The sequence below is a fragment of the Streptomyces sp. N50 genome (assembly GCF_033335955.1).
In the GTDB taxonomy this organism is placed as follows: Bacteria; Actinomycetota; Actinomycetes; order Streptomycetales; family Streptomycetaceae; genus Streptomyces.
In genome coordinates this window covers 80,503-104,463 of the sequence record NZ_CP137550.1, presented here as the reverse complement: position 1 = coordinate 104,463, position 23,961 = coordinate 80,503, and the positions used below count along the sequence as shown (strand labels likewise).

At 68.9% G+C, this 23,961-nt stretch carries 26 protein-coding genes and 2 pseudogenes; 20 read left to right on the top strand and 8 right to left on the bottom strand.

What is annotated here, in order from left to right; translation table 11 throughout:
• Positions 1-94 precede the first annotated feature (94 nt).
• The 8 genes from R2B38_RS45230 (at position 95) to R2B38_RS45195 (ending at position 4,426) form a co-directional block, all read left to right on the top strand.
• Positions 95-571, top strand: a complete 477-nt coding sequence (locus tag R2B38_RS45230) for a Fur family transcriptional regulator (protein WP_318022036.1) — start codon at positions 95-97, stop codon at positions 569-571.
• A gap of 8 nt (positions 572-579) precedes the next feature.
• The gene (locus tag R2B38_RS45225; RefSeq protein WP_318022035.1) at positions 580-798 is read left to right on the top strand and encodes a hypothetical protein; all 219 of its coding nucleotides are present in this window, start codon (positions 580-582) and stop codon (positions 796-798) included.
• A 9-nt stretch (positions 799-807) separates the two neighbouring features.
• The gene (locus tag R2B38_RS45220) at positions 808-1,824 is read left to right on the top strand and encodes a GTP-binding protein (RefSeq protein WP_318022034.1); all 1,017 of its coding nucleotides are present in this window, start codon (positions 808-810) and stop codon (positions 1,822-1,824) included.
• Positions 1,821-2,846: a hypothetical protein gene (locus tag R2B38_RS45215; RefSeq protein WP_318022033.1), complete on the top strand. Its 1,026-nt coding sequence runs from the start codon at positions 1,821-1,823 to the stop codon at positions 2,844-2,846. Before R2B38_RS45220 ends, R2B38_RS45215 begins: the two co-directional genes overlap by 4 nt.
• Positions 2,843-3,250, top strand: coding sequence for a (2Fe-2S) ferredoxin domain-containing protein (locus R2B38_RS45210; protein ID WP_318022032.1), 408 nt, complete (start codon positions 2,843-2,845; stop codon positions 3,248-3,250). The genes R2B38_RS45215 and R2B38_RS45210 overlap by 4 nt, the downstream gene beginning before the upstream one ends.
• Complete coding sequence (locus tag R2B38_RS45205; protein WP_318022031.1) at positions 3,237-3,608, top strand: metalloregulator ArsR/SmtB family transcription factor; 372 nt, start codon at positions 3,237-3,239, stop codon at positions 3,606-3,608. The genes R2B38_RS45210 and R2B38_RS45205 overlap by 14 nt, the downstream gene beginning before the upstream one ends.
• Positions 3,609-3,742: 134 nt before the next feature.
• Positions 3,743-4,045 carry a hypothetical protein gene (locus tag R2B38_RS45200; protein WP_318022030.1) on the top strand — a complete coding sequence of 101 codons (303 nt, stop codon included), beginning with the start codon at positions 3,743-3,745 and terminating at the stop codon, positions 4,043-4,045.
• Positions 4,046-4,105: 60 nt separating this feature from the next.
• Positions 4,106-4,426 carry a metalloregulator ArsR/SmtB family transcription factor gene (locus R2B38_RS45195; protein WP_318022029.1) on the top strand — a complete coding sequence of 107 codons (321 nt, stop codon included), beginning with the start codon at positions 4,106-4,108 and terminating at the stop codon, positions 4,424-4,426.
• A 4-nt stretch (positions 4,427-4,430) separates the two neighbouring features.
• Here the strand turns inward: R2B38_RS45195 and R2B38_RS45190 are convergent, their stop codons facing one another.
• A complete protein-coding gene (locus tag R2B38_RS45190; RefSeq protein WP_318022028.1) occupies positions 4,431-4,808 on the bottom strand; it encodes a hypothetical protein in 378 nt (125 codons plus the stop codon).
• A gap of 132 nt (positions 4,809-4,940) precedes the next feature.
• On the opposite strand from R2B38_RS45190, the pseudogene R2B38_RS45185 reads away from it, so the two are divergent.
• The 10 genes and pseudogenes from R2B38_RS45185 (at position 4,941) to R2B38_RS45140 (ending at position 14,055) form a co-directional block, all read left to right on the top strand.
• Positions 4,941-5,900: pseudogene (locus R2B38_RS45185) on the top strand (ATP-binding protein).
• A gap of 70 nt (positions 5,901-5,970) precedes the next feature.
• Positions 5,971-6,362: pseudogene (locus R2B38_RS45180) on the top strand (SCO5389 family protein).
• Positions 6,363-6,565: 203 nt separating this feature from the next.
• Positions 6,566-7,528, top strand: a complete 963-nt coding sequence (locus R2B38_RS45175; protein WP_318022027.1) for a metal ABC transporter solute-binding protein, Zn/Mn family — start codon at positions 6,566-6,568, stop codon at positions 7,526-7,528.
• Positions 7,529-7,620: 92 nt separating this feature from the next.
• Positions 7,621-8,445, top strand: a complete 825-nt coding sequence (locus R2B38_RS45170; protein ID WP_318023061.1) for a metal ABC transporter ATP-binding protein — start codon at positions 7,621-7,623, stop codon at positions 8,443-8,445.
• Positions 8,442-9,368 carry a metal ABC transporter permease gene (locus tag R2B38_RS45165; protein ID WP_318022026.1) on the top strand — a complete coding sequence of 309 codons (927 nt, stop codon included), beginning with the start codon at positions 8,442-8,444 and terminating at the stop codon, positions 9,366-9,368. The genes R2B38_RS45170 and R2B38_RS45165 overlap by 4 nt, the downstream gene beginning before the upstream one ends.
• Complete coding sequence (locus R2B38_RS45160) at positions 9,365-10,204, top strand: metal ABC transporter permease (RefSeq protein WP_318022025.1); 840 nt, start codon at positions 9,365-9,367, stop codon at positions 10,202-10,204. The genes R2B38_RS45165 and R2B38_RS45160 overlap by 4 nt, the downstream gene beginning before the upstream one ends.
• Positions 10,204-10,623 (top strand): Fur family transcriptional regulator, encoded by a 420-nt coding sequence (locus tag R2B38_RS45155; protein ID WP_318022024.1) that lies wholly within the window; start codon positions 10,204-10,206, stop codon positions 10,621-10,623. Before R2B38_RS45160 ends, R2B38_RS45155 begins: the two co-directional genes overlap by 1 nt.
• Before the next feature lie 1,506 nt (positions 10,624-12,129).
• The gene (locus R2B38_RS45150; RefSeq protein ID WP_318023060.1) at positions 12,130-13,266 is read left to right on the top strand and encodes a phospholipase D-like domain-containing protein; all 1,137 of its coding nucleotides are present in this window, start codon (positions 12,130-12,132) and stop codon (positions 13,264-13,266) included.
• Between the two features lie 87 nt (positions 13,267-13,353).
• Positions 13,354-13,485, top strand: coding sequence for a hypothetical protein (locus tag R2B38_RS45145; protein ID WP_318022023.1), 132 nt, complete (start codon positions 13,354-13,356; stop codon positions 13,483-13,485).
• A gap of 381 nt (positions 13,486-13,866) precedes the next feature.
• Positions 13,867-14,055, top strand: a complete 189-nt coding sequence (locus tag R2B38_RS45140; protein ID WP_318022022.1) for a DUF3761 domain-containing protein — start codon at positions 13,867-13,869, stop codon at positions 14,053-14,055.
• Between the two features lie 175 nt (positions 14,056-14,230).
• Here the strand turns inward: R2B38_RS45140 and R2B38_RS45135 are convergent, their stop codons facing one another.
• Complete coding sequence (locus R2B38_RS45135; RefSeq protein ID WP_318022021.1) at positions 14,231-14,821, bottom strand: DUF6082 family protein; 591 nt, start codon at positions 14,819-14,821, stop codon at positions 14,231-14,233.
• A gap of 627 nt (positions 14,822-15,448) precedes the next feature.
• Here R2B38_RS45135 and R2B38_RS45130 point away from each other — a divergent pair.
• The gene (locus tag R2B38_RS45130; protein WP_318022020.1) at positions 15,449-16,963 is read left to right on the top strand and encodes a M4 family metallopeptidase; all 1,515 of its coding nucleotides are present in this window, start codon (positions 15,449-15,451) and stop codon (positions 16,961-16,963) included.
• 409 nt (positions 16,964-17,372) lie between these two features.
• Here the strand turns inward: R2B38_RS45130 and R2B38_RS45125 are convergent, their stop codons facing one another.
• The 5 genes from R2B38_RS45125 to R2B38_RS45105 all read right to left on the bottom strand — a co-directional run bounded on the left by R2B38_RS45125 (position 17,373) and on the right by R2B38_RS45105 (position 20,835).
• Entirely contained in the window at positions 17,373-18,632 is a 1,260-nt protein-coding gene (locus R2B38_RS45125; protein ID WP_318022019.1) for a cutinase family protein, read from the bottom strand.
• A 235-nt stretch (positions 18,633-18,867) separates the two neighbouring features.
• Positions 18,868-19,032, bottom strand: coding sequence for a hypothetical protein (locus R2B38_RS45120; protein ID WP_318022018.1), 165 nt, complete (start codon positions 19,030-19,032; stop codon positions 18,868-18,870).
• A gap of 233 nt (positions 19,033-19,265) precedes the next feature.
• On the bottom strand, positions 19,266-19,994 hold the full coding sequence (locus R2B38_RS45115) for a 2OG-Fe(II) oxygenase (protein WP_318022017.1): 729 nt from the start codon (positions 19,992-19,994) through the stop codon (positions 19,266-19,268).
• A gap of 92 nt (positions 19,995-20,086) precedes the next feature.
• On the bottom strand, positions 20,087-20,467 hold the full coding sequence (locus R2B38_RS45110) for a tail fiber domain-containing protein (RefSeq protein ID WP_318022016.1): 381 nt from the start codon (positions 20,465-20,467) through the stop codon (positions 20,087-20,089).
• A 2-nt stretch (positions 20,468-20,469) separates the two neighbouring features.
• On the bottom strand, positions 20,470-20,835 hold the full coding sequence (locus R2B38_RS45105) for a hypothetical protein (protein ID WP_318022015.1): 366 nt from the start codon (positions 20,833-20,835) through the stop codon (positions 20,470-20,472).
• A gap of 444 nt (positions 20,836-21,279) precedes the next feature.
• Here R2B38_RS45105 and R2B38_RS45100 point away from each other — a divergent pair, with 444 nt between their 5' ends.
• Positions 21,280-22,836, top strand: a complete 1,557-nt coding sequence (locus R2B38_RS45100) for an oxidoreductase (RefSeq protein ID WP_318022014.1) — start codon at positions 21,280-21,282, stop codon at positions 22,834-22,836.
• Here R2B38_RS45100 and R2B38_RS45095 read toward each other — a convergent pair.
• Positions 22,833-23,653 (bottom strand): IS5 family transposase gene (locus R2B38_RS45095; protein WP_411978617.1). Its coding sequence is split into 2 segments (ribosomal slippage): positions 22,833-23,311 and positions 23,311-23,653, totalling 822 coding nucleotides; the frame shifts between segments, so codons are not numbered across the junction. The genes R2B38_RS45100 and R2B38_RS45095 overlap by 4 nt on opposite strands.
• Between the last annotated feature and the right edge of the window lie 308 nt (positions 23,654-23,961).

Sequence of the window (23,961 nt, the reverse complement as noted above, 5' to 3'; positions counted from 1 at the left end):
TATCTGAATCGACATTCACATGGACATGGATTTCATTTTCATCTACGGTGTTTGGCTGTACCGAAGCGGCGAACGCTGATGGAGGTGATCCGTTGTGGGCGGGCGGACAACCCGGCAACGGAGGGCGGTCCTGCGTCTGCTCACGGGCTGTCAGGACTTCGTGTCGGCCCAGGAGTTGCACGCCATGCTGGTCGCCGAGGCCCAGCCGATCGGCCTGACCACCGTCTATCGAGCGTTGCGCGAGCTGGAGGCGGACGGCGGGGTGGATGTCGTACGCGACGAGCCGGGCGGGCGGCTCTACCGTCGGCGGCCCGCCGACGGTCATCGTCCCTACCTGATCTGCCGCTGTTGCGGCCTCAGCCGTGCGGTGGAGTCCGGGGTCGTCGAGGAGTGGGCCGGACGGATCGCGGCCGACGCCGGGTTCGCCGCGGTACGGCACACCGTCGAATTCACCGGCCTGTGCGCCGACTGCGACACCACCGCAGACCAACAAGGGGAGGGGCCGTCGTGCCGCTGGGAGCCCGATCACCGAGGCAGCCGGGGCCGCCAAGCCCGCAGCTGCGCGAACTGAAGGAGACCGTGCGCCGGCTGCTCGGCCTCGACGAGGACACCGCCGTCATGGTCCGTCAGCTCACCTGCACCGAGCCGGGCTGTCCGCCCGTGGAGACGGTCGTCGCCGCACTTCCGATGGACGGCCCGGCGCGCCGCTGGACCCTGCACACGCCCGCCGACCGGATCACCGAGGCCGACCTGCGGGGCGTCCTGCTCGTCGGCGACCAGGACCAACAGCACGACTAGGAGCCCGAATTGACCACCACAGCGGAACCTCGTGACGAACGAGTTCCCGTCACCGTCCTGACCGGCTTCCTTGGCTCGGGCAAGACCACTCTGCTCAACCGCATCCTCACCGAGCAGCACGGCCTGCGGATCGCCGTGATCGAGAACGAGTTCGGCGAGGTCGGCATCGACGACGCGCTCGTCCTCGACGCCGAGGAGGAGATCTTCGAGATGAACAACGGCTGCATCTGCTGCACCGTGCGCGGCGATCTCATCCGCATCCTGGGCGCGCTGATGCGCCGGCGCGAGAAGTTCGACCACATCCTCATCGAGACCACCGGACTCGCCGATCCGGCGCCGGTCGCCCAGACCTTCTTCATGGACGACGAGATCGCCGCGCAGCTGCGCCTGGACGCCATCGTCACCCTCGTCGACACCGCGCACGTGCTCCAGCACCTCGACGAGGTCAAGCCCGAGGGCGTGGAGAACGAGGCCGTCGAGCAGATCGCGTTCGCCGACCGGGTCGTCCTCAACAAGACGGACCTCGCCGACGAGGAGGCCATCGGGCACGTGATCCGCCGCGTCCGCGGGATCAACTCCGGCGTACGGATCATTCCCGCCCAGCACGCCCGCATCGACCTCCAACAGGTACTGGACGTGGGCGCGTTCGATCTGGAGCGGGTCCTCGCCGACGACCCGTCCTTCCTCACCGACACTGAGCACCAGCACGACGCCACCGTCACCTCGGTCGGCATCGACCTGCCCGGCGAACTCGACGAGGACAAGCTCAACCCCTGGCTCGGCACACTGCTGCGCACCAAGGGCGTCGACATCTTCCGCTCCAAGGGCATTCTCGCCATCGCCGGGGCACCGAAACAGTACGTCTTCCAGGGCGTGCACATGCTCCTGGACGGGGAGTTCGGCCGGGACTGGCGGGACGGCGAGGAAAGGCGCAACCGGCTCGTCTTCATCGGCCGCCACCTCGACCGCGAGGAACTGGAGCGCGGCTTCGCGGCGTGCCTGGTCACGGCGGGGGCGGTCGCGTGAGCACCGCCGTCGAAGCTCTGACGGTGTGGGACATCGCCGTCGACGACGCGCCTGTCGCGCTCAGTGCGCGCGGTGATCTGGTGGCCGTCGCGGGTGCCGAGGGCACGGTCCGGGTGCTGGATGCGGCGATGGGCGCGGAGATGGGCGCCCTGGAGCTGCCCGGCGGGGCGCTGGGTGTGCAACTCGCGCCAAAGGGCGGGCACTTGGCGGCCGTAGGGCCAATGGGGTACGCGTTGTGGCGGCGCGCGGACGGGCGGGCGACGGTCCGGGAGGCCGGCGCCTGGTCGGCCGCCGCGGCCTGGGCGGACGACGAGCGGGTCGCCATCGCCTCCGGGCGCCGCGCCCTCGTACTCGACGCGGACGGCGAGGAGTTGTGGCGTACGGACCCTGCCGCGTCCACCATCACCGACCTCGCCTGGATGCGGCAGGGGCGGCGGCTCGCGGTGGCTGCGTACGGGGCGGTGCAGGGGCACGAACGGCACACGCCGAAGCCGGTGGTGACCTACCCGTACGTCGGCTCGCACCTCGCGCTCGCCGTCGCGCCCACGGGGCGGTGGATCTGCAGCGGCAACCAGGACGCGTCCATCCACATCTGGCGCACCCGGGACGGGGGCGAACTGACCATGTCCGGCTACTCGGAGAAGATCTCCCGCCTCGCCTTCGACAGCAGCGGGTTCTGGCTCGCCGCCGACGGAGCACCCGACATCACCGTCTGGGACTTCTCCGGCAAGGGACCGGCAGGCACCGCGCCGCGCTCCCTGCGCTGCCACGAGACGATCACGGCACTGGCGTGGCGCCCGGGCGCCGGCGGCCACCTGGCCAGCGGCGGAGCCGACGGCACGGTGGCGCTGTGGTACGCCACGGCCGGACGGGCACAGCAACGCCTGCGCCCGGTACGGGAGTTGACCGGTGACGGCGCTGCCGTCGCGGCGCTCGCCTGGGTCGGCCCGCACCTGCTGATCGCCGCGTACCGCAACGGCCGCGTCCGGGCCTACGGCGTCCCCTCCAGGACCGCCCTGTGAACCCTCGTACGGTGACGATCGGCGCCGCCCGCTCGCAGCCCTGCACTGTGGTCGTCTGCCGGGGCTGCTGCTGCGGAAACCCCCGCAAACACCCGGGCACCGACCACGCTTGGCAGCTGGACCGGCTGCGCGCGGGCGCCGCCGAGCACGGCTTCCATGTCCGTACGACGGACTGCCTCGGCCCCTGCGACCAGGCCAACGTCATCGGCGTCCAGCCCTCCGCCGCCGGACGCCGGGCCGGCGGCCGGGCCGTCTGGATCGGCTTCGCGATGGACGACGACTGCACGGAGGAGGTCGTGAACTGGGCGGCGGCCGGCGGACCGGGCGTCGCGCAGCCCCCGGCCACGCTGGAGCTCCAGTTCGTCCGCCCGCCACGCGAGGCCCGGCTCCGTGCACGCCGGTGAGCATCCGGAGGAGACGGAGGGCGGCCGCGACATCATCGTGGCCGCCCGCCTCGACGAGGTCACCGCCGCCTCGGTGGCCGCCACCCTCCAGGCGCTGGCCACCCCCTCCCGCCTGCTGATCCTCACCACCCTGCGCCACTCCGCGCACTCGGTCACCGAACTCGCCGCCGCCGTCGGCATGGAACAGTCCGCCGTCTCCCACCAACTCCGCCTCCTGCGCGCCCTCGGCCTCGTCACCGGGCAGCGCGACGGCCGCCGTATCGTCTACCGCCTCTACGACGACCACGTAGCCCAGCTCCTCGACCAGGCCGTCCACCACATCGAGCACCTGCGGCTCGGCGCACGCACCCTCGACTGACGTCAGGGCAGGGCACCGGGCTCCCTACACGGCCCAACACATGCGTGAGTTGCTATATGTTAATGTCGCCATGCATCGCCTGCGGGACACGGCCGCGGGCACCCCGAAAGCAGAAGCGGAAGCAGGAGTACGACATGGCCACCGCCACCGAGCACCGCACGCACGACAGCCACACGCACACCCACGGCGAGGGCTGCGGCCACGTCGCCGTCCCGCACGGCGACCACACCGACTACGCGCACGACGGCCACCTCCACAAGGTCCACGAGGACCACGTCGACGAGTGCGCGAGCGCCGCCCACAGCGCCCACGAGGGACACGACCACCTGCACGGCGAGGGTTGCGGCCATGTCGCCGTTCCGCACGAGGACCACGTCGACTACGTGCACGACGGCCACCGCCACGCCGCCCACGAGGGCCACTGGGACGATCACTGATCCGTCCCCCGGCGGCCCTCACCCAGATCGAAAATCATTGTCACTTGCTAATGTGTGCATGTGACGACGACTCCCCCCTCCCCGGCAGCTCCCGCGAACGAGCCGATACGCGCCCTGGAGGCAGCGAGTGACCTCCTCAAGGCACTGGCCTCGCCCGTCCGCCTCGGCATCGTGCGGGAGCTGTCCGAGGGCGGAAAGTACGTCCATGAGCTGGTCACCGCCCTCGGGGTGAGCCAGCCGCTGGTCTCCCAGCACCTTCGGGTCCTGCGCAACTCCCGCATCGTGACCGCCCGGCGTCAGGCCCGCGAGATCCAGTACGGCCTCACCGATGACCACGTCGCGCACATCGTCCTGGACGCCATCCGGCACGCGCAGGAGTAGCCCCTCAGTTGAGGCGGGCGACCTGCCATGGGGCGGGCGCCGCGCGGAGCCGCTCGGGCAGCGTGCCGTCGTCGGGCATCCCGACCCGCAGCCACGCCCCGACCGCTTCGGCGTCGGCGGCGGTGACGATCGGGCCGATCCGCACCACGCCTCCGGTGGGCCTGCGGTCCACCGCGCACGGCTGCACCGCGGCATGCAGTCCGCGGTCGCGACGGCAGTGCAGAACTCTCTCCAGGCATCCGGTGGAGACCATCACCCCGTGCGGGCAGCCTCGAACTGCCCGGCGCAGCACGTCCATTGCCTGATCCGGCGCGGTCCGGCAGGAGGAGCAGACGACAAGGGTGAACGGGTGGCCCCGACGGCCGCGCCCCGCGTCGCTCATGTCCGTGCCTTCCTGTGGATTCAAGGTCAACTCACTGTGGCGGCAAGCCATTTGGCGGCGAATGATTTGACACCGCTCAGCCGCCTCCCCACTCTATGCTCATGAAATCCATTTCCAACAGGGGTGGCTAGCATGCGTGTGGCGTTCGTCGGCAAGGGCGGCAGTGGCAAGACCACCCTGTCCGCCCTCTTCTCCCGTCATCTGGCCCGCTCCCGCGCGCCCGTCGTCGCCATCGACGGCGACATCAACCAGCACCTCGCCTACGCGCTCGGTCTCGACGAGGACGAACTCTTCACCGCACCGCCGCTCAGTGCACGGACCGGCGAGATCAAGGACTACCTGCGCGGCACGAACGCGCGGATCGCGTCCCGCGCCGCCATGGTCAAGACGACCCCGCCCGGGCGCGGCTCCCGCCTGCTGCGGCTGATGGGCGACGACGAGATCCACGCCCACCACGTCCAGAAGGTCGGCGACGTGGCCCTCATGGTCACGGGAGCCTTCGGCGAGAACGACCTCGGAGTGGCCTGCTACCACTCCAAGCTCGGCGCGGTCGAGCTGTACCTCAACCATCTCGTCGACGGGCCCGGCGAGTACGTCGTCGTCGACATGACGGCCGGCGCCGACGCCTTCGCCTCCGGCCTGTTCACCCGCTTCGACATGACCTTCCTCGTCGTCGAACCGACCCGGTAGAGCGTCTCGGTCTACCGCCAGTACCGCGACCACGCCGCCGAGTTCGGCGTGCCGATCGGCGTCGTCGGCAACAAGGTCACCGGCGAGGACGACCTCGCCTTCCTCCGTGAGCACGTCGGCGACGACCTGGTCGCCCACTGCGAGCAGTCCTCGTTCGTCCGCGCCCAGGAGCAGGGCCGCGCCCCCGGCGAGCTGGAGCCCCACAACGCGCGCACCCTCGACCGGCTGCGCGAGGCCGTCGATGCCCGCCCCAAGGACTGGACCGTCTTCCAGCACCACGCCGTCGACTTCCACCTGCGCAACGCCACCGCCTGGGCCAACGAGGCCACGGGCCACGACCTCACCACCCAGGTCGACCCCGACTTCCAGCACGGCCCCGCAGCCCTGGCCACCTTCGCCTGACCCGGCAGAACCAGCTCCGCAACGGACCCGACAGACCAGAACAAGCCACAACAGACAAGGACTTCCCTACATGTCGCTCGACGTCTCCCCGCAGCTGCTCGCCGAAGCCGAGAACGGTGAGGTGCGGGAGGAGGACTTCGTGGAAACGGTCCGCACGTCCCTGCCGTACGCCTACAACCTCGTGACCGCCTGGTCGCCGAACTGCTGTCCAGCACGGCCGAGTTCACCGACAACCAGACCCCGCCGCCCTCCGAGAAGGAACGCGGCCAGCTGCTGCGCGCCCTGTCCAGCGACGCGATCCGCCGCAGCCTGGAGCGGCACTTCGGCATCGTCCTCGCCTTCCAGAACTGCCACCGGGTGGCCGCCTTCCGCCCCGAGAGCCGCGGCGGCGAGACGTACGCCCGCTTCACCTCCCTGCGGTCCCAGATCCTCAACCAGTCCCCGGAGTTCCGCGACTGCTGACGCCACCTCGCGACGATCACATCGCCGAGATCACCACCAACATCACCGCATACCGGCAAGAGTCAAGTATCTGTAATGATTTTCATTTGGATCAGCCGACTCTCTAGTAGTGACAATCGTTTCCATCTACGGTCGAAGGTGTTCCGCTCCACCGGGCCTTGCCCTGTGTGCGAGGCCCATCAGCCCGTCAAGGAGACCGCGTCGTGCGTACTGCCGGCATCTCGATATCCCGCCCCGCCCGCCTGATCGCCGGCGGCCTGGCCGCCGTCGCGGTGCTGGCCGCCGTCAGCGGCTGCTCCACCGCCGCGTCCGACGACACCGCCAACGCCGGGTCGACGACGGCGGGCAAGACCATCAAGGTCGTGGCGGCGGAGAACTTCTGGGGCAGCATCGCCTCCCAGCTCGGCGGCACCCACGCGCAGGTCAAGAGCATCATCAGCAACCCGAACGCCGACCCGCACGACTACGAACCGACCGCGGCCGACGGCCGGCTGGTGGCCGGCGCCCAGTACACGGTCGTCAATGGCATCGGCTACGACGCCTGGGCGGACAAGTTGCTGTCGGCCAACCCCGAAAGCGGCCGTACCGATCTCAAGGTCGGTGACCTGGTGGGTATCAAACCGGGCGGCAACCCGCACCGCTGGTACTCGCCGGACAACGTCCACCAGGTCATCGAGAAGATCACCGCCGACTACAAGAAGCTGGATCCGGCCGACGCCGCCTACTTCGACGCGCGGAAGACAACCTTCGAGACCAAGACCCTGGCGCCGTACAACGAGCTGATCGCCGTCATCAAGGCCAAGTACGCGAACACCCCGATCGGCGCCTCGGAGTCCATCGTGACCCCGCTCGCCGAAGGACTCGGCCTGAAGATGCTCACGCCCGAGTCCTTCCTGGACGCCATCAGCGAGGGCACCGACCCGACGGCCAAGGACAAGGAGACGATCGACCGGCAGATCAGCGAGAAGCGGATCAAGGTCTACGTCTACAACAGCCAGAACGCCACCCCGGACGTACAGGCCCAGGTCAAGGCGGCCAAGGCCGAGGGCATACCGGTCGCGACCGTGACCGAGACCCTCACCCCGGCCGGGGCGTCCTTCCAGGCCTGGCAGGTGCGGCAGTTGCAGGGCATCGAGAAGGCCCTGGGGCAGGCGACGGGCAGGTGAGCACCGTGAATCCGGCTACCCGGCCGGGCGACACGGCCCGGCACCGAGTCCCCGCGCAACCGGCCGCACCGCAGCCGCCGCGCTCTCCCGTTGTGTCGTTGCGCGGCGCCGGTGTGCGCGTCGGTGGCCGTACCCTGTGGTCGGGTGTCGATCTGGACGTCGGCGCCGGTGAGTTCGTGGCCGTCCTCGGTCCCAATGGGGTCGGGAAGTCGACCCTGGTCAAGATGCTGCTCGGCATTCTGCCCCCGGCGGCCGGTGAGGTCAGGGTGCTGGGTGAGGCGCCCGGCAGAGCCGGTCAGCGCATCGGTTATCTGCCGCAGCGCCGCAGTTTCGACGCGAGCCTGCGCATTCGCGGCACCGATATCGTGCGGCTCGGCCTGGACGGCGACCGCTGGGGCGTTCCGCTGCCGGTGCCCGCCCGGTTCAGTGCCCGGCGCCGGGCGACCCGGGACCGTATCGCCGAGGTCGTCGACATGGTCGGCGCGAGCGCATACGCACACCGGCCGATCGGCGAGTGCTCCGGCGGCGAGCAACAACGGCTGCTGATCGCACAGGCGCTCGCCCGCGACCCCGAACTGCTGCTGCTGGACGAGCCGTTGGACAGCCTCGACCTGTCGCATCAGGGCGCGGTCGCCGCACTGATCGGGCGGATCTGCCGGGAGGCCGGCGTCAGCGTCGTCATGGTCGCGCACGACGTCAACCCGATCCTGCCCTGGCTGGACCGGGTGGTGTACATCGCGGAGGGCGGTGCGGTCGCGGGCCGCCCGCAGGACGTGATCACCACCGAGACGCTGTCGCGGCTGTTCAGCGTACCGGTGGAGGTGCTGCGCACCAGCGACGGGCGATTGGTGGTGGTCGGCCAGCCCGAGGCGCCGGCCGTCCACACCGACCGGCACGCCGAGGGAGACGGGTCGTGAACTGGGCTGACACAACCGCCGGTTGGTCGTGGAATCCGCTGACCGACCTGCAGCAGATCTGGGCGTTCCCGTTCATGGTCAACGCCTTCAGGGCCGGTACGGTCGTGGCCCTACTGGCCGCCGTGATGGGCTGGTTCATGGTGCTGCGGCGGCAGAGCTTCGCCGGACACACCCTGGCCGTGGTCAGCTTTCCGGGCGCGGCCTGCGCGACGCTGCTGGGCATCAGCGCGAGCTTCGGCTACTTCGCGTTCTGTATCGGCGGCGCCCTGGTGATCGCCGCCATACCACGCGCCGGGCAGGGCGGCAGCGGCCAGGAGTCTGCGCTGACCGGCACGGTCCAGGCGTTCCTGCTGGCATGCGGATTCCTCTTCGTCGCCCTGTACAAGGGCTTCCTCGGCGGGGTCAACTCCCTGCTGTTCGGCAGCTTCCTGGGCATCACGACCCTCCAGGTGACCGTGCTGACGATCGTGGCGGCTCTCGCGCTCGGCGTGCTGGCGGTCATCGGGCGGCCACTGCTGTTCGCCTCCGTCGACGGGAACGTCGCCACCGGACGCGGGGTGCCGGTACGCGCCCTGTCCGTGGTCTTCCTCGTCCTCCTCGGGACGGCGACCGCCGAGGCCAGTCAGATCACCGGCACGCTCTTGGTGTTCGCCCTGCTGGTGATGCCGGCCGCTGCCGCTCAACAGCTCACCGCGCGGCCCGCCGCGAGCCTGGCGCTCTCGGTGGTGATCGCGATCGCGGTGACCTGGACCGGGCTGATCGCCGCCTACTACTCGCCGTATCCGATCGGTTTCTACGTGACGACCTTCGCCTTCGCCGGCTACGTCATGGCCCGCGCGGCCCGCACCCTCAACACGGCCCTCGGCAGACACCGGACCACAGCCGTCGGCGGGCCCCGGACAGCGGGAAGTGTCGCCGCATGAGCGCCTTCACGCACCCCTACTTCGTGCACGCGCTGCTGGCCGGCACCGCGATCGCCCTGGCGGCCGGTCTCGTGGGGTACTTCCTGGTGCTGCGCGCCCAGGTGTTCACCGGCGACGCGCTCAGCCACGTCGCGTTCACCGGGGCGCTCGCGGCCCTCGCGCTCGGCTACGACCTGCGGCTGGGACTGTTCGCGGCCACCGTGCTGTTCGCCGTGGTGCTCGGCGCGCTGGGCCGCCGCAGTCGCACCGACGACATCGTCATCGGCAGCCTCTTTTCCTGGATCCTGGGTCTGGGCGTCTTCTTCCTCACCCTCTACACCACATCCCGCAACACCGGGAACGGCACCGCCGGGGTGAACGTCCTCTTCGGCTCGATCTTCGGACTCTCCAGCGGACAGACGTGGCTTGCGGCCGTCGTCGGAGCCCTCATCTGCCTGTCCGTGCTCGCCGTGGCCCGCCCGCTGCTCTTCGCCTCCGTCGACGAGGCCGTGGCGACGGCCCGCCAAGTCCCGGTACGGGTACTGGGCTTGGTCTTCCTGATCCTGGTCGGCGCCTGCGCGGCCGAGGCCACCCAGGCGGTCGGCTCACTCCTGCTGCTCGGCCTGCTCGCCGCACCCGCGGGCGCGGCCCAGCGGCTCACCGACCGGCCGTATCACGCCCTCGCCCTGTCCGCGGGACTCGCGGTGGCGGAGATGTGGGCGGGCCTCGCCCTGAGCTACTACGTTCCCCAACTGCCGCCCAGTTTCGCCATCATGGCCGTCGCCACGGCCGTCTACGCGGTCGCGCTCATCGGCGTACGCCGACCCCATGCCCGCCCCGGTCTCGCGGAGGCGTGATGAGCGCACCGGCCGACGACCTGGACCTCATCGGCCGCCGCACCGCCCAACGCGCCAGCGTGGTAAGGGCGTTGATCGACCACGGCGGCTTCGTCGGCGCCCGCGCCCTGCACGACGTACTGAGAACTCAGGGCGCGCGCGTGGGCCTCAACACCGTCTACCGCACCCTGGCCGCCCTCGTGGAAGCCGGGCGCGCCGACGTCGTACGCGACCGGGGTGGTGAACGCCTCTTCCGCCACCGCGCGTTCCCCGAGCACCAGCACTATCTGCTGTGCCGCGCCTGCGGGTTGAGCACCCCGGTCGACTCCGAGGCGGTCGAGACCTGGGCCGCGCGGGTGGCCGACATCTCCGGTTTCGCGGAGGTCGAGCACACCGTCGAACTCACCGGTCTCTGCCCGCAGTGCCGGGCAATCTCATAATGGGACTTATAAACCGTAGGGCGGGAGGGGAGCCACTGTCTCCGCCTCGGACAACTGCACAAACAACGTCACCAACATCCGCCAAGGGCTAGCTGAAGTAGCGAACGCACTGGCCAGCAGCCCCTTCTGCGTGAGCGATGCGTGAGCGGACGGTGTGGCAGGAACCGTCCTGTCGTGGACCGTGCTTCATGGCGAACCTATCCTGACCTGGTGGTTCCGGACACCGAAGCACCGTCCGGAACCATCCAGCAAGCTTTGGCCAGTACTTGTAACGCGTAGGTATGGTTACCTCCCGCAGGTGCAGGGAGCACACCTTCTTCGCGAAGCCGTCGATGTCTTCCTGGGGACCATCCCCGCGAGTGCGGGGAGCAGTTGGGGGTGGAAACGGCGAGCGCTGGGCGGCTGGGACCAACCCCGCGGGTGCGGGGTGCAGAGGCTCCGTGCCTCGGGTGCCACGGGTGGATGGGGGCCAACCCCGCACCCGCAGGGGATGGTCCCAGCCGCAGCGACGACTACAACTTCGGCGACCTGTGTTCCCTGCACCTGTGGGGATGGTCTCCAGAACCTGGCGGTGCGCCTGGTCAAGGAAGCGCGCTCCCTGGCCGGATGCACTCTCCCCCAGCCTCGGAACCCGTCCCAGGCCAGGGACTTTTCAGGGACTTTCACGCCTGTCCCAGGGAGTTTCCGGGGACTTTCCGCCGCGTAAGCAGGGAAGGCCCTGGCAGCGCTGAAAGACACGAACGCGCTGGTCAGGGCCCACTTACTCGGCATTCGATGATATTCACCGCAAGGCCCCCACGAGCCGTCTCCTTGTACTTCACGGACATGTCCGTGCAGGTGTCCTTCATGGTCCTGATGACCTCGACGTACGCGTCCGCCCTCCCATCCCGTTGGCAGGCCCGACGACGGCAGCGCGCAGTTCACTGGTCGTCTCGACGCGCTCCCGGCAGGGTCGTCGCGGATGCTGTCGGCGGGCGCCTGGGTCAGCAGGTCGCTGACCCGGACGTGGGGGTCGGCCGGATGATCGAAGGAGCGCCGGTGCGTGGAGGGTCCGGGCGGGAACTGGCCGTAGCGTGTAGTGCGCTTGATGCGCGTGCGCGGCGAGGACCCAACTCCGAATCTCAGGAACGGCAGTGGCACCGTCGGTGCGGATATTGCGAGGCCCCTGTGGCGAGCACTCTCCGTGAAGGCTGACGGGCACTCAGATATCTCTGATGCGTCGTCACTAATTCAAGATCATCTTGCACGTGCGTTGCACAAGGTGATGAAAAACAGCGATGATCAATGGAAGGTCCTGCAAGTGTGTAACAGCAGGTCAGCAGGCATTTAGGAGTGTCGTGCCCCTCATCTCCCAGGGGCACGACACTTCGCCGATCAGATGTCCAGGAAGGTGCAGCCATGGCATACCTGCAGAACGCAGACGCCGAGACGCCGGTAGGCGTCAGGTCCGAGGAGCCCGGCGACACGGAGGACGTCAGTAAGGTCCTCGACGAGCGGGCCCGGCGTATGAGACGCCGGCTGGAGCGCCTCATAGGGATCGCGGCGACGGAAGGCAACGCGCTGCTCCCGTTGCGCAACGGGGACGAGATCTTCGGCGCCATGCTGGGCCGGATCCGTTCCGCCCGCCACACCGTGGACATGATGACGTTCGTGTACTGGAAGGGGGAGATCGCCCGGGAGTTCGCCGACGCGCTCGCGGAGCGGGCACGCGCAGGCGTGAGAGTACGGCTGCTGCTGGACGGCTTCGGGAGCAGGCTCATCGAGAAGGACCAGTTGGAGGCGATGGAGCGGGCCGGCGTGAAGGTGGCCTGGTTCCGCAAGCCGCTGTATCTGTCTCCGTTGAAGCAGAACCATCGCTGTCACCGCAAGGTCCTTGTCGTCGACGAGGAGACGGCCTTCACCGGCGGTGTCGGCATCGCCGAGGAATGGTGCGGTGACGCCCGCAACCCGGACGAATGGCGAGACACCCACGTAGAAGTACGGGGCCCGGCCGTGGACGGGTTGGCCGCCGCCTTCGCCCAGAACTGGGCCGAGTGCCACGACGAACTCTTCGACGACCGCGACCGGTTCACCGACCACACCCCCCAGGGCGATGCCGTGGTGCAGGTGGTGCGGGGCTCGGCCAGTTTCGGCTGGCAGGACATGCAGACCCTGTTCCGCGTGGTGATCGAGACCGCGGAGGAGAGGATCCGGCTGGCCACCGCCTACTTCGCGCCCGACGCGTACTTCATCGAGTTGCTGTGCGCCGTGGCCCGCCGGGGGGTCGAGGTGGAGATCCTGCTGCCAGGCCCGTACACCGACAAGCGGGTCTGCCAACTGGCGGGCCAGCGCTACTACGAGGAGCTCACCGCCCGCGGGGTGAAGATCTATCACTACCAGCCGACCATGCTCCACACCAAGGTCGTCACCGTCGACAGGACCGCGGCGCTCATCGGCTCGACAAACTTCAACCGCCGCTCCCTCGACCACGACGAAGAGGTCATGCTCGCCGTACTGGACCCCGCGTTCACCGCGACGCTGGACCGCCATTTCACCGAAGACCTTGAGCACAGCGAACTCATCAGCGCCGGACGGTGGAAGCGGCGCGCGCTGCTCCAACGCGTCAGGGAGACGGCTGTCGTACCGATACGACGCTTCCTCTGATCCATCGGACCCGATGGGCACCGGCGTCCCGGTGCGTGCGAAGAACCCGCGGGCCTGTGCGGACCAGCCGAGCAGGGGGAGGCGGTGTTGGCGGACGACGCCGAGGACGGTGGCGTCGGCGTGGGGACTGCCCAGGAGTGTCGGATCGGGTTCGGCGAGGCTGAACTGGTGGCTGGCCACGAGGGTGTGATCCCGTTCGGCCAGTTCGTGCGCGAGTGAAGTCAGGCGCTCCGTACGCCAGTTGGAGACGCCGACGCGGCGGACGTGTCCGGCCTGGACGAGCCCTCACGAGGGTGTCGGCGAGTTGGGTGACGGGCCGGGCCGGATCGTCGCAGTGGTACAGCAGGAGGTCGATGACCTCGACGCCGAGGTTGTCCAGCGAGGCCCGTACATGGGCATGTACGTTCTGGTGGCTGATCGGGAGGTCCTGGCCGTGCTATGACGCTCACTGCTGCGCGTTGGTCCGCTGGGTCTGTCCTGGTGTCGCAGCCGACGGATGCGTGCTCGTCTCTCGGAACGACCAGAGGGACAGATCATGCTGACGACATTCCAGGGCGCCGTTGCGGCGCCAGTGATGGCGGGGGAGTTGGGGAGTTGCTGGTGCCCGTAGCCGTGGCGGCCGATGCGGCGGCCGCCACGTGCGCGCGGCACACGACGGGTGTCTGCAAAGCGAACTCGGCGCATCCGCGCGGAGTCACCGCGAAGCGCAAGGACCGCTCGTACTCCTACGGTGCCCACGCCTGCGGGACGTGCTCGCACCACCGAGGCGTCAAGTACTGGTACCGGTAAACGGCACCGCCGCCCGGAGATACTCCGGGCAGCGGCTTGCACTGCATCGCCCAGGGCTGTTGTTCCTGATCGACACCGGGGGGCGTCCTGATCGAAGACTGACGAGCCGGGCCGTCGGGCAACCCGGGCGGCCTCACTGCCCAGTGGCGACGACTGCCGTCCGAGGCAGCGCTGCCTACGCAGGTGATGGCGGCTGATGGGGCGCGGTCGGCTGGACGAAGTAACCGCCTGCGGAGACTGCCGGCCCGGCGGCGACAGCGGCGTCGTAGGACGCATCCGCAACGCGCGCGAACTGCCGGATCCGCCGGTTTGCTCCACGATCGGCGTAGCGCAGGTAGTTCTCTCGTGAGTTACGCCAATGGTCCCGCGCTGTCTGTCCCTCGAAGTGCAGCTCGAACGTCCTGGTCAACTGGGTGTCGGTCATCAAGCCGAACGAGTACGTCTTCTCCCAGTCCTGGAGGATGAGGTTGGTGTACACGATGCGTCGCCACTCGTCCGGCGTCATGGGAACGGACGGCGGCTCCCAGCAGGTGAGGAACTCCGGCTGCGTCAGCGAGAGCAGGAGCAGTTCCCGGTGCGCGGTCCAGGTCGTCTCTTCGGTGGCGATGCGGGTCTGCCGGGACTGGTAGGCCAACGAGGCCGCAACTCCAGCCAGAGCGCCCGCGGACAATATGACCGACAGAGCCCCGTACGCCTGGCTGATCTGGCTCAACTTGGCCCAGTCCGCGTTCTTCGGTCCCACCTCCATGAGGAGGAACGGAGTCATCAGCACAAGCCCAAGCGCCGCCGCAATTGCCACGCCTATCCACGCAATCCTCCCCATGGACATCCTCGCTCGCACCGCGTCCTCCCTCGTCCCGGGCGCCTATCAACTTGCCCCGCCAGGCGCTCCGGTCGTACTACCCAACGCGTGCTCGCTCAAGAGCCACGGCGCGAATCAGCGGTGGCTGCGAAGGACTCTGGGGAGGCGGCAGCTTCGGCGGCCCTACCGAGTGACCGTGAGGGATGTTCCGGAGACGTGGGGAACGGGTCAGCCTGCGCGGGGACATTTCCCGCGGGTGCCGGGGACCGTTTCTGGTGACGCTTTTGTCCGGGAGGCCGGTACAGCGGCCGCGGTACCGGACCCGCCCTGCTCGCCCACGCCCACGAGGACGGCGCCGGCCCGGGCCAGGAGCCGCGTCGAGTCGACCGGCGTCCGCGACGGCACCGGGATCCAGACGGTCGCTGCCAAGAACTCCCGATCGGCGAGCTGTTGCGGGAGGGCGGGGACGACGTGGGCTATGACCCGGATGGTGCCCGCACGCTGAGGCGCGGTTCTGCGCCGACGAGGGCGTGTGAGAAATACGTCTGAGGGGCGATTGTCGGGGTCGACGGCGACGCAGATCCTGTCTGGGTGGACAGCGCTCTGATAGCGGCGGTCATTGGCACGTTGGGGGGTGGCCTTGCCACCGGGGGTGCGGCGTGGCTTCGGACGCGGGCCCATTTACGTACGGCGGCACGGCTGATCTACGCAGAACTCACTCGGGACAGCGCAGCCGTGGCGTACTTCCGGCAGACCGGGCACTGGGCGGCGCCGACGCTGTCGCGGGCGGCATGGGACAGGCACGGCGCTGCGCTGGCGCGGCGGCGTGATGGACGGTCGTTCGAGACGGTGCACCGCGGATACGAGGCCCTGGAGCTGGTTCCCTTCATAGCGGACGACACGCTCACACCTGCGGTCCGTGAGCAGTGGCTCGGCAACGAGTCCCGGCGCATCGCCACTGCCATCGAGGAGATCGGCGCGATCGCTCAGGTCTCCAGGAAGCAGATCCAGACGTGGACTCGACGTCTGGAGGGCGGGCGCCTGGCGGACGTTCACGCCCTGCCGCTGGCGACCTCTGGCGTCGTGTCGCTGCCGCTGCTGGACCGGTTGACCGGAGACCTGGCCCTGGAACTGGTCTACACAGGACCGGGTGTGGTTCTGAGGGAGGGCTCGCTGGTCATCCTGCCCAGTGTTGAGCATGTGGCCCAGTACGTGGTGTTCGACGCGGAGGGTGGCACGTCGTTCGAGCATGATCGCCTCCGGGTGGCTCGCTACAGCGGGCAGCCACCCACCGGTGACGCCGCGGTGGATGAGGCGTACGACGGGCTGACAGCCGCCGCCACCTTCGCGTCGGAAGTGCTGGGGCGGGATTCGATCGACGGGAGCGGTGGGCCTCTGGTGGCTGTCGTGCACCACGACGTGGGTTACAACAACGCCTACTGGACCGGGCAGTACATCGTCCTCGGGGACGGTGACGAGGAGATCTTCGGCCGCTTCACCCAGTGCCCCGAGGTGGTCGCGAGCGAGGTCTGGCCTGGGATTCCCGAGATATCGGTGATCAGCTTCTCTGGCGAATCGGGCGCCCTCAGCGTTTCGATCCGGGATGTGTTCGCCTCGCTGACCAAGCAGTACGCACGCGGACAGGCCGTGGACGAGGCCGACTGGGTGCTCGGGGCCGGGCTGCTCATGCCCTCGGTCAACGGCGTCGGCCTGCGTTCACTCAAGGCCCCGGGCACGGCGTACGACGATGAAGTGCTCGGCAAGGATCCGCAACCTGACCACATGCGGGACTACCTCCACACCGAACGCGACAACGGCGGCGTCCACATCAACGGCGGCATCCCCAGTCGTGCCTTCTTTCTCGTTGCTGCGGCCTTGGGCGGCAAGGCCTGGGAGCGTGCCGGCCTCATCTGGTGGGATGCGCTCACCTCCGGTGAGGTGGGGGAGACACCCCTCTTCGCCGACTGGGCACGTCTCACCGCCGAGGCCGCCGTCGCCCGCTACAGCGGGAACAGTGAAGAACACCGTGCCGTCCTCTCCGCTTGGGACGCCGTAGGTGTACCCATCGGCAGGCCTCCCGCCGGACCTCAGACACCGGACGGTTGACCAAACGTGACCGACAGGCTTCATGCTCGCAGCGCGGGCCACTCATCACCGACAGCAGGATCGGCTGCTTCTCCCCGACCTCCTGGGCCCAGACGCCTTCTTGCTGCCAGCGCAGCCAGTGAGCCAGCGAGTCGAGGATGTCCCGCCGCGCGTGTATCACCGGTCGCCCACCGGGCCCGACCGCCAGAACCAACGGACGGAGGATCTCCCACTCCGGATCGGACAGATCCCGTCGAACAGCGGGTACACAGCCCGCACACCCCAGCCCCTGAAAGTGCACCACCACCCCGCTGCCAGGCAACGTCCCGCCAACAGGCTCTTCGGACGCCCTCTACTCTTCGCTGCGCTCGACGCGCCGGCCCCCGCCGCCACGCACCGCGGCGGGGACCGGCGCTTACCGGTACACAACTCAGTGGCACTCCGGCACGCCGGGCATCCAGGCGGGCCCGGACAGGAAGATGTTGCTGATCCAGCCCTGTTGCTGCGGCAGATACGACCAGGCGTCGTTGGTGATGCCGCCGTAGGTCACCGACTGCCCGTGTTTCTGGCAGTGCACATACACGGTGGTCGGCGCCGGGATCACGGTGACGATGCCGGACTCCGTTGTCGGCTCGGCGCGGACGTTGACGTTGGTGGCCCACACGTGCTCGGGGGTGTCCGGCGGCGGATGGACCACATTGCGCTGCGCCACCGCCGCGCTGACCGCCCGGTCGGCGACCCGGGCCGCCACGGCCGTGGCCTTCACCTTGTCCGCGGGGCTCTGGTCCAGGCCGTTGTTCCGGTACATCACGTGCGGGGCGTTGCTCCCGATCGCGCTGTCGGCGAAGTCTCCCACCCAGCGGTCCAGCCACTCGTCGGAGCCCGGATACGCCTGTTCGTTGCAGACCGCGTCGTCGGTCCGGCACACGTCGAAGTACCGCCCGTCGCCGAGGAATCCCGCGAACACGTCCGGCACGGCCAGACGCTGCATCAGCCCTCCGCGCGCCGCCTCGGCCGAGCCGTCCGAGTAGTCGGGGTTGAGGGTGAGCATCTGCCCGTTCTGCCCCATCCCGATCTGGCCGTTGTAGCGCGAGGCGTCACCGATGTTGACAATGGCGCCGACCTCGTCGGAATTGGTTTTGTTCCCCTTGACCGCGTCCTGCGCGATGGCGTTCTTGATCACCTGGGCGCCTTGCGAGTAGCCGAGCAGGATCAGTGTCGGGCGGCTCGGACAGGAGGCGTAGAAAGCAATCTCCTGGACGAGTTTGTCCCGGCCTTTGCCCATGGACGTCCAGTAGTCGTCAGGGCCGTAAGCCCAGGGCCAGTCCACCGCGGATGCCGGGTAGTACAGATTCCGCACGGCGATGTCGCCGTCTGCGACACCGGCCTTGGACAGTGAGTTCTTCAGGGCCGTGATGTAGGTGCTGTTGACGCCCACGGTGCCGTTGGGGTGCCCGTCGTCCGTGCTCTCGCCCGTTCCGTAGGCGGAAAGGATCACCCACGGTTTGGCGCAGTCCGCGGGCGCCTGCGGCGGATTCGGGCCCGGGTAGTCGGCGTGTGCCGCCGGCGCGCTGCCCAGGTTCATGGCCAGCGCGGAGGCGGACAGAAGGGCCAGGACGAGTGCCCACAGACGCCGTCTGCCCCCTCCGTCCTGTCTGCTGATTCGGTCTAAGACCACCTCGGTCGTCATGGATTCCCCCGTAAAGCTGTCGAATGTGCGTCACACCGTAGGTGTCGCCCGTGGATGCCAGCCACCCTTTCGAACACCATCGAAACGTCCTACGCAGCCTCCGCGCGCACACGGCTGTCGCTTCCATCAGCGGACCACGTGATCAGCAGGTTTTGCGGGGTGGCGGAAGGCCGCAGGGGAACGGGCATCAACTGCGCGCCCCGCACAACGACTCGCAAGCCCTGCGAGGCCGCGCTCACCAGCGCATGCCCAACTCGTCCCACGCGGCGCGGCGTTCGGCGCTCAGCCTGGCCGCGCGGCGGCGGGCGAAGGTGAGGGCAGCCCGGGTGTGACGCTCGCCCTCGGCCCGTTTGTATTCATAGGACCGGCGCGGCTCCTCGCTGTGCCCGATGCCGTGCAACGCCGAAACGTAGTAGCCGTGTTGGAGACGGCGGTTGCGGCGTGGTGGGCGCCGTGGGCTCCCGCTGATCTTCCCGGAGCCCCGGGACTCAGGGGTTACGCGGCCGAAAGCGGTCAGGCGGTCGGTGGTTTGGAGATCACCCGCTCGCACTGGCGGCCGCGGAGTCTTGTCCGGCGCGACCGCCAACCCGGCGACCAGGCATACCCGTCAGCTGGGCTCGGCGACGATGCGTCTCACGGGCTCGTGTCGGTCTCGCGGTTGGCGGGGTCGGGGCTGCACAGCCAGCCGTTGATGGCGAAGCGGCTGTCCGCGTGCTGCTTGCTGGGGCAGCTGACCGGCCGTACCTCGTGCCAGGCGGTGGGGAGGAAGAACACGATGCTGTCGTGTTCGGGCCCCCAGTCCCGCCAGGTGCGCTCCTGCCATCTCCCGGCTGTCTCGGTGTGCAGCGGCAGAGCCGCGTCGAACACACGCAACTCGCCCCCCTCGAAGGGCCGGGGTGTGCGATGCAGGTAGTACACGAAGGTGAGCAGACGCCGGGGGGTGAACTCGACGCTCGTGTCCTGGTGCGGCCGGTAGAAGTCGCCGTCGTTGTGCGCGTTGAGGCTGTAGCTGGGTTCGGTGTGCCGGCAGGAGACTCCGAGCGTGTGCTCGACCGCTTCCAGCACCTCGTCGATGGCCGCCAGCAGCTCAGGTGCGGCGAAGTCGTGGCGCGAGCGGGACCGGCGGAAGTCGGGGACCACCTCGTGGTCGCGGATCATGGAGGGCTTCAATGTGTCGTCGGCGGAGGCGATCGCGCGCTCCAGCAAGGCGTCGGCTGTCTGCTCGCCCAGGAACTGGGTGATGCGGCAGACCGTCACCGGAAGCCGCCAGACCGCGTCCGTGCACACCGGCGAGCGGCGATCCGTTGCCTGGGAAGGTGCCGTCACAGTGTCGTGTCGTGCCACGGTGTCCTGCCTTGTCATGGGGATATGTCTTCTGGATCGCGACGAGGGGTCGGCGGGGACCGCCTTCCCCGGCCGCGTGCCGGAGTGGCAGAGCAGGCCGTCCGGCGTCGTCACGCAGTCCCGGACGTGCTCACGCTCGCGGCCCCTCGCAGACGATCCACTTCATCCGTGAGCTCTTCCACCCGGCGGTGCAGTGCCTGGATGCACACCAGGGCGACACCGAGGCTGTCGACGACGGGGATGGTGGTGGCGTCCTGGTTGAAGCCGAAGGCGGTCTGCCAGTCCTGGGCCATCGGCCCCAGATGACGCACGTCCTCGGGCTCCCACAGGTAGCGCCAGGTACTGATGGGCAGCGTGGCCACCGTCTCCAGGACCGCGTAGCCGTTGACCGGGCCGACCGGCGCCACACCGCTGCTCTCGCGCGTCCCGGCCCGAAGCCGTGCCGGGGCGCCGGGGTCGGCCGCCCGGGACCGCCGGCGGAAGATGCGCACCGCTACCGGCTCCAGTCGACCGGGACCACGTCCTGCTTGAGCGCGCGGTCGCTGCAGACGGCGCATGGGTTGCCCGGCAGACCGGGGCCCTGGTCGGTGCCGACCGTGATCGCTCCGTGGGCTCCGGCCGGGGCGTGAACGCCGTCGCCGATCATGGCGGCTTCGTAGCCGCCCAGCAGTTCCTGGAGGGTTCCGGGGCCCAGGTTCTCCGGAGCGGCGATCGCGGCGATGCCGTCGTAGTCGGTGTAGGCCGTCCCCAGGGTCCTGCCACCCATGGTGGCGAACACGATCTTCGCGCCGCGAATGGGCTCCCCGGTCACCGCGTCGGACGCCATCGCGTTGATGTTCTCCAACTGCATCTGGGTCACGTTCAGACTGGCCTGGCTGGCTGTGAGCCTGGTCGGCTTCAGGCTGCCGCATTCCGCCCCGCTGCACGACGGCGTTGCTACGGGGGCGGCGGATGCGGGGGCACCACTTCCCACTCCCACAGCCGCCATGGCCACGGCCATTGCCGAGACAGCCATACGCCCTGAAGACCTCACGTCCCACTCCATGTGTCAGCGACAGACGCCGCCCCATCCGGACAGCACGCAGACTGTATGGGCGCCCACCCGGCGATGCCGCGTGAAGGCCGGATATGCCTTCCATCGGGTGAACTGTCGGACAGAGGCGCTGACTTGGTGAGTCAAGGCCAGATGGCACGAACGGGACAGCGGCCGCTCCTCACGTAGAACCCCTAACAGAATGGACGGCCCTCCGATCAGTGTGTGTGGGGCAAGGCGAGCGCGGAGGAAGATCACTACTCTGCATGGGTGCTCTCATACGACGAGTTGACTTCACCGGAGCGTGAGCTGTGGGACGCGTTCCCCCAGGGACGCCGCGTGGACCTGCGCACGGGTGTGCCGGAGGACGACCGCGTTGCCGAGGGTGTGCGGTGGGATTCCGCGCGGACGGTGCGGGCCGCCGTGATCGTGGCACTTCTCCTGGGCGCGAACGCCGTACAGCCGGGGACCGTGGCGGCTCTGAGGCTTGCCGGGGCACGGATATCCGGACGCCTCAACCTGGCCGGTGCACAGATCACTTACGCTCTTTGGCTCGAAGGCTGCTGGTTCGAGGAGTCGGTCGACCTTCTCGGCGCATCGACTCAGACGCTCGTGATCAAAGGCAGCCGGGTGCCTGGCATCGAAGCCGACTCCGCCTGCATCGAGGGAAACCTCGACCTGCGGGGCTCCGTTGTGGAAAGCCTCGCTTCCTCGCCTTTCAACCACGTGAGCACCGCCCTGTCCCTCAGTGACGCGCGAGTGACCGGCGGCATGCTCCTGAACGGGGCCCACATCAGCGCGCCGGGAGGATGGGCCGTGGCCGCCGGCGGACTGCTCATGGAAGGGGGCGTCTTCTGCGGGGGCGGTTTCGTCGCGCAAGGGCAAATCCGGCTGATGGGGGCACAGTTGCCTCGCGGGCTGTTCATGCAGGGCGCACACCTGGAAGACCCCGGCCCACGCGGAGTGGCGCTCGCCATGAACAACGCCGTCGCCTCGCGGCTCGACTTCTCCGACGGGTTCACCGCGAACGGGACCGTACAACTGCGGCGTACTCAGATCTCGGACAGCCTGAGCTTCGAAGGAGCCGTCCTGAACGGGCCACCCGGCGGTGACGGCCCGGCTCTGACCTGCAGGCTCATGCAGGCCGCCGACTTCGACCTCACTCTCGCGCGGCTGCCGTCCGGCACGGTGGATCTACGGGGCGCGCAGGTGTCCTACCTCTATGACAGCGAGCAGAGCTGGCCGGACGTAGTGGAGCTGGAAGGCTTCCTCTACGGCTCCATCAAGAAGGTGGAGTCCGGCGAGCGGCGCGAGGCGACGGGACGGCGGGAGTCCGCAGCCTCCCGCGTGGCATGGATACGGCGCAGCCCGGGCTACAGCCCGCAGCCGTACGAGCAGTTGGCGAACTGGTACCGGACGATCGGCCACGACGACGACGCCCGCCGGGTTCTCCTGGCCAAGCAGCGCCACCGGCGCCGATCCCTGTCCCTGTCCGCGCGTGTCTGGGGGCATCTGCTCGATGTGACCGTCGGGTACGGCTACCGCTCCTGGCTGGCCGGCGTCTGGCTCTTGGTCCTGACCCTGCTGGGCACAGTGTCTTTCGGTACTCACTCTCCCCACCCGGTCCAACGAGGCGAAGGGGCCCCGTTCCAGCCCCTCGTCTACACACTCGACCTCTTGATCCCCATCGGTGGTCTGGGTCAGCGCACGGCCTGGTACTGGACGGACGGCAGTCTCCAGTGGCTGGCCTACCTGCTGATCGCCTTCGGCTGGGTGCTGACGACCGCGGTCATCGCGGGTGTCACCCGCACCCTGCAGAAAAACTAACGGACGACGGCGTCGTTCAGGCGTCGCCAGCAGATGAGTGCGCATCCGAGGGTGAGGAACGCTTCGTGGATGTCGTCGCGTACCTCCCAGCGGATCCGCAGGCGGCGGAACCAGTGCAGATGGGCGAACGCGCGCTCCACGACCCAGCGTTGGGCACCGAGCCCGGAGCCGTGTTCGGTTCCCCGGCGGGCGATCAGCGGCTTCACCCCAAGGTCCCAGACCAGCCGGCGGTACTTGCCGTGGTCGTAGCCGCGATCGGCCAGCACGACATCCGGACGGTGTCGGGGTCGGCCACGCTTGCCCCGCACCGGCGGCACGGCATGGAGGAGCGGGATCAGCTGGGTGACGTCGTTGCGGTTGCCACCGGTCAAAGTGGCAGCAAGAGGTATGCCGGTCGCGTCGGTGATCAGGTGGTGTTTGCTGCCCGTCCTGCCCCGGTCGACAGGACTTCGTCCCGTCTTGGCTCCCGTTTTAAGGCCCGGATGTGGGAGCCGTCGACCGCTGCCCGGGAGAAGTCCAGGGCGTTCGCTTTGCGGAGCCCGGCGAGGAGAACTTCGTGCAGCCGGGGCCACACCCCGGCCTCGGTCCACTCGGCCAGGCGGCGCCAGCAGGTCATGCCTGACCCGAAGCCGAGTTCCTGCGGCATGTGTTCCCAGGCGATCCCGGTATGGAGCACGAACAAGATGCCCTGGAATGCCAACCGGTCCGGATGCCGCTTGCGTCCCGGATGCCGGGGCCGACGCTCGACTGTGGGCAACAGCGGCTGGACCACCGCCCACAACTCGTCATCGGCTTCCCACGGCTTCGGCCGAGCCACTTCGCACCCCCGGATAATCGGTTCCGGAGTGATCCAACCATCTCGAAGATCATTTCGTTAGGAATTCTTACAGGTGGTCGTCATCCAGCGACGGCGGAGGCAACCGGCCCCGGTGTGTCGCCCCGGACCAGACTCGTGTCCCACGCTCCGGGGTGTGCGTCATCGAGCACGCCGCCGATCGCCCACGGCACCCCTCACCCTGGCCACACCCAGCGCCTCTGCCTGGTCGGATTCGGCAAGGCGGCTGCGCCCCGCAGTCCGGGCCGGAGCCCGGACAGGTGGGGACCCGACGCGCCGACCTGCGGCGG

Coding starts and splice junctions, on each gene's coding strand:
- R2B38_RS45150 (WP_318023060.1), top strand. CDS start 12,130: ATGAGACGCCGGCTGGAGCGCCTCATAGGGATCGCGGCGACGGAAGGC.
- R2B38_RS45135 (WP_318022021.1), bottom strand. CDS start 14,821: ATGACTCCGTTCCTCCTCATGGAGGTGGGACCGAAGAACGCGGACTGG.
- R2B38_RS45190 (WP_318022028.1), bottom strand. CDS start 4,808: ATGAGCGACGCGGGGCGCGGCCGTCGGGGCCACCCGTTCACCCTTGTC.
- R2B38_RS45160 (WP_318022025.1), top strand. CDS start 9,365: ATGAGCGCCTTCACGCACCCCTACTTCGTGCACGCGCTGCTGGCCGGC.
- R2B38_RS45115 (WP_318022017.1), bottom strand. CDS start 19,994: ATGACAAGGCAGGACACCGTGGCACGACACGACACTGTGACGGCACCT.
- R2B38_RS45155 (WP_318022024.1), top strand. CDS start 10,204: ATGAGCGCACCGGCCGACGACCTGGACCTCATCGGCCGCCGCACCGCC.
- R2B38_RS45200 (WP_318022030.1), top strand. CDS start 3,743: ATGGCCACCGCCACCGAGCACCGCACGCACGACAGCCACACGCACACC.
- R2B38_RS45125 (WP_318022019.1), bottom strand. CDS start 18,632: ATGACGACCGAGGTGGTCTTAGACCGAATCAGCAGACAGGACGGAGGG.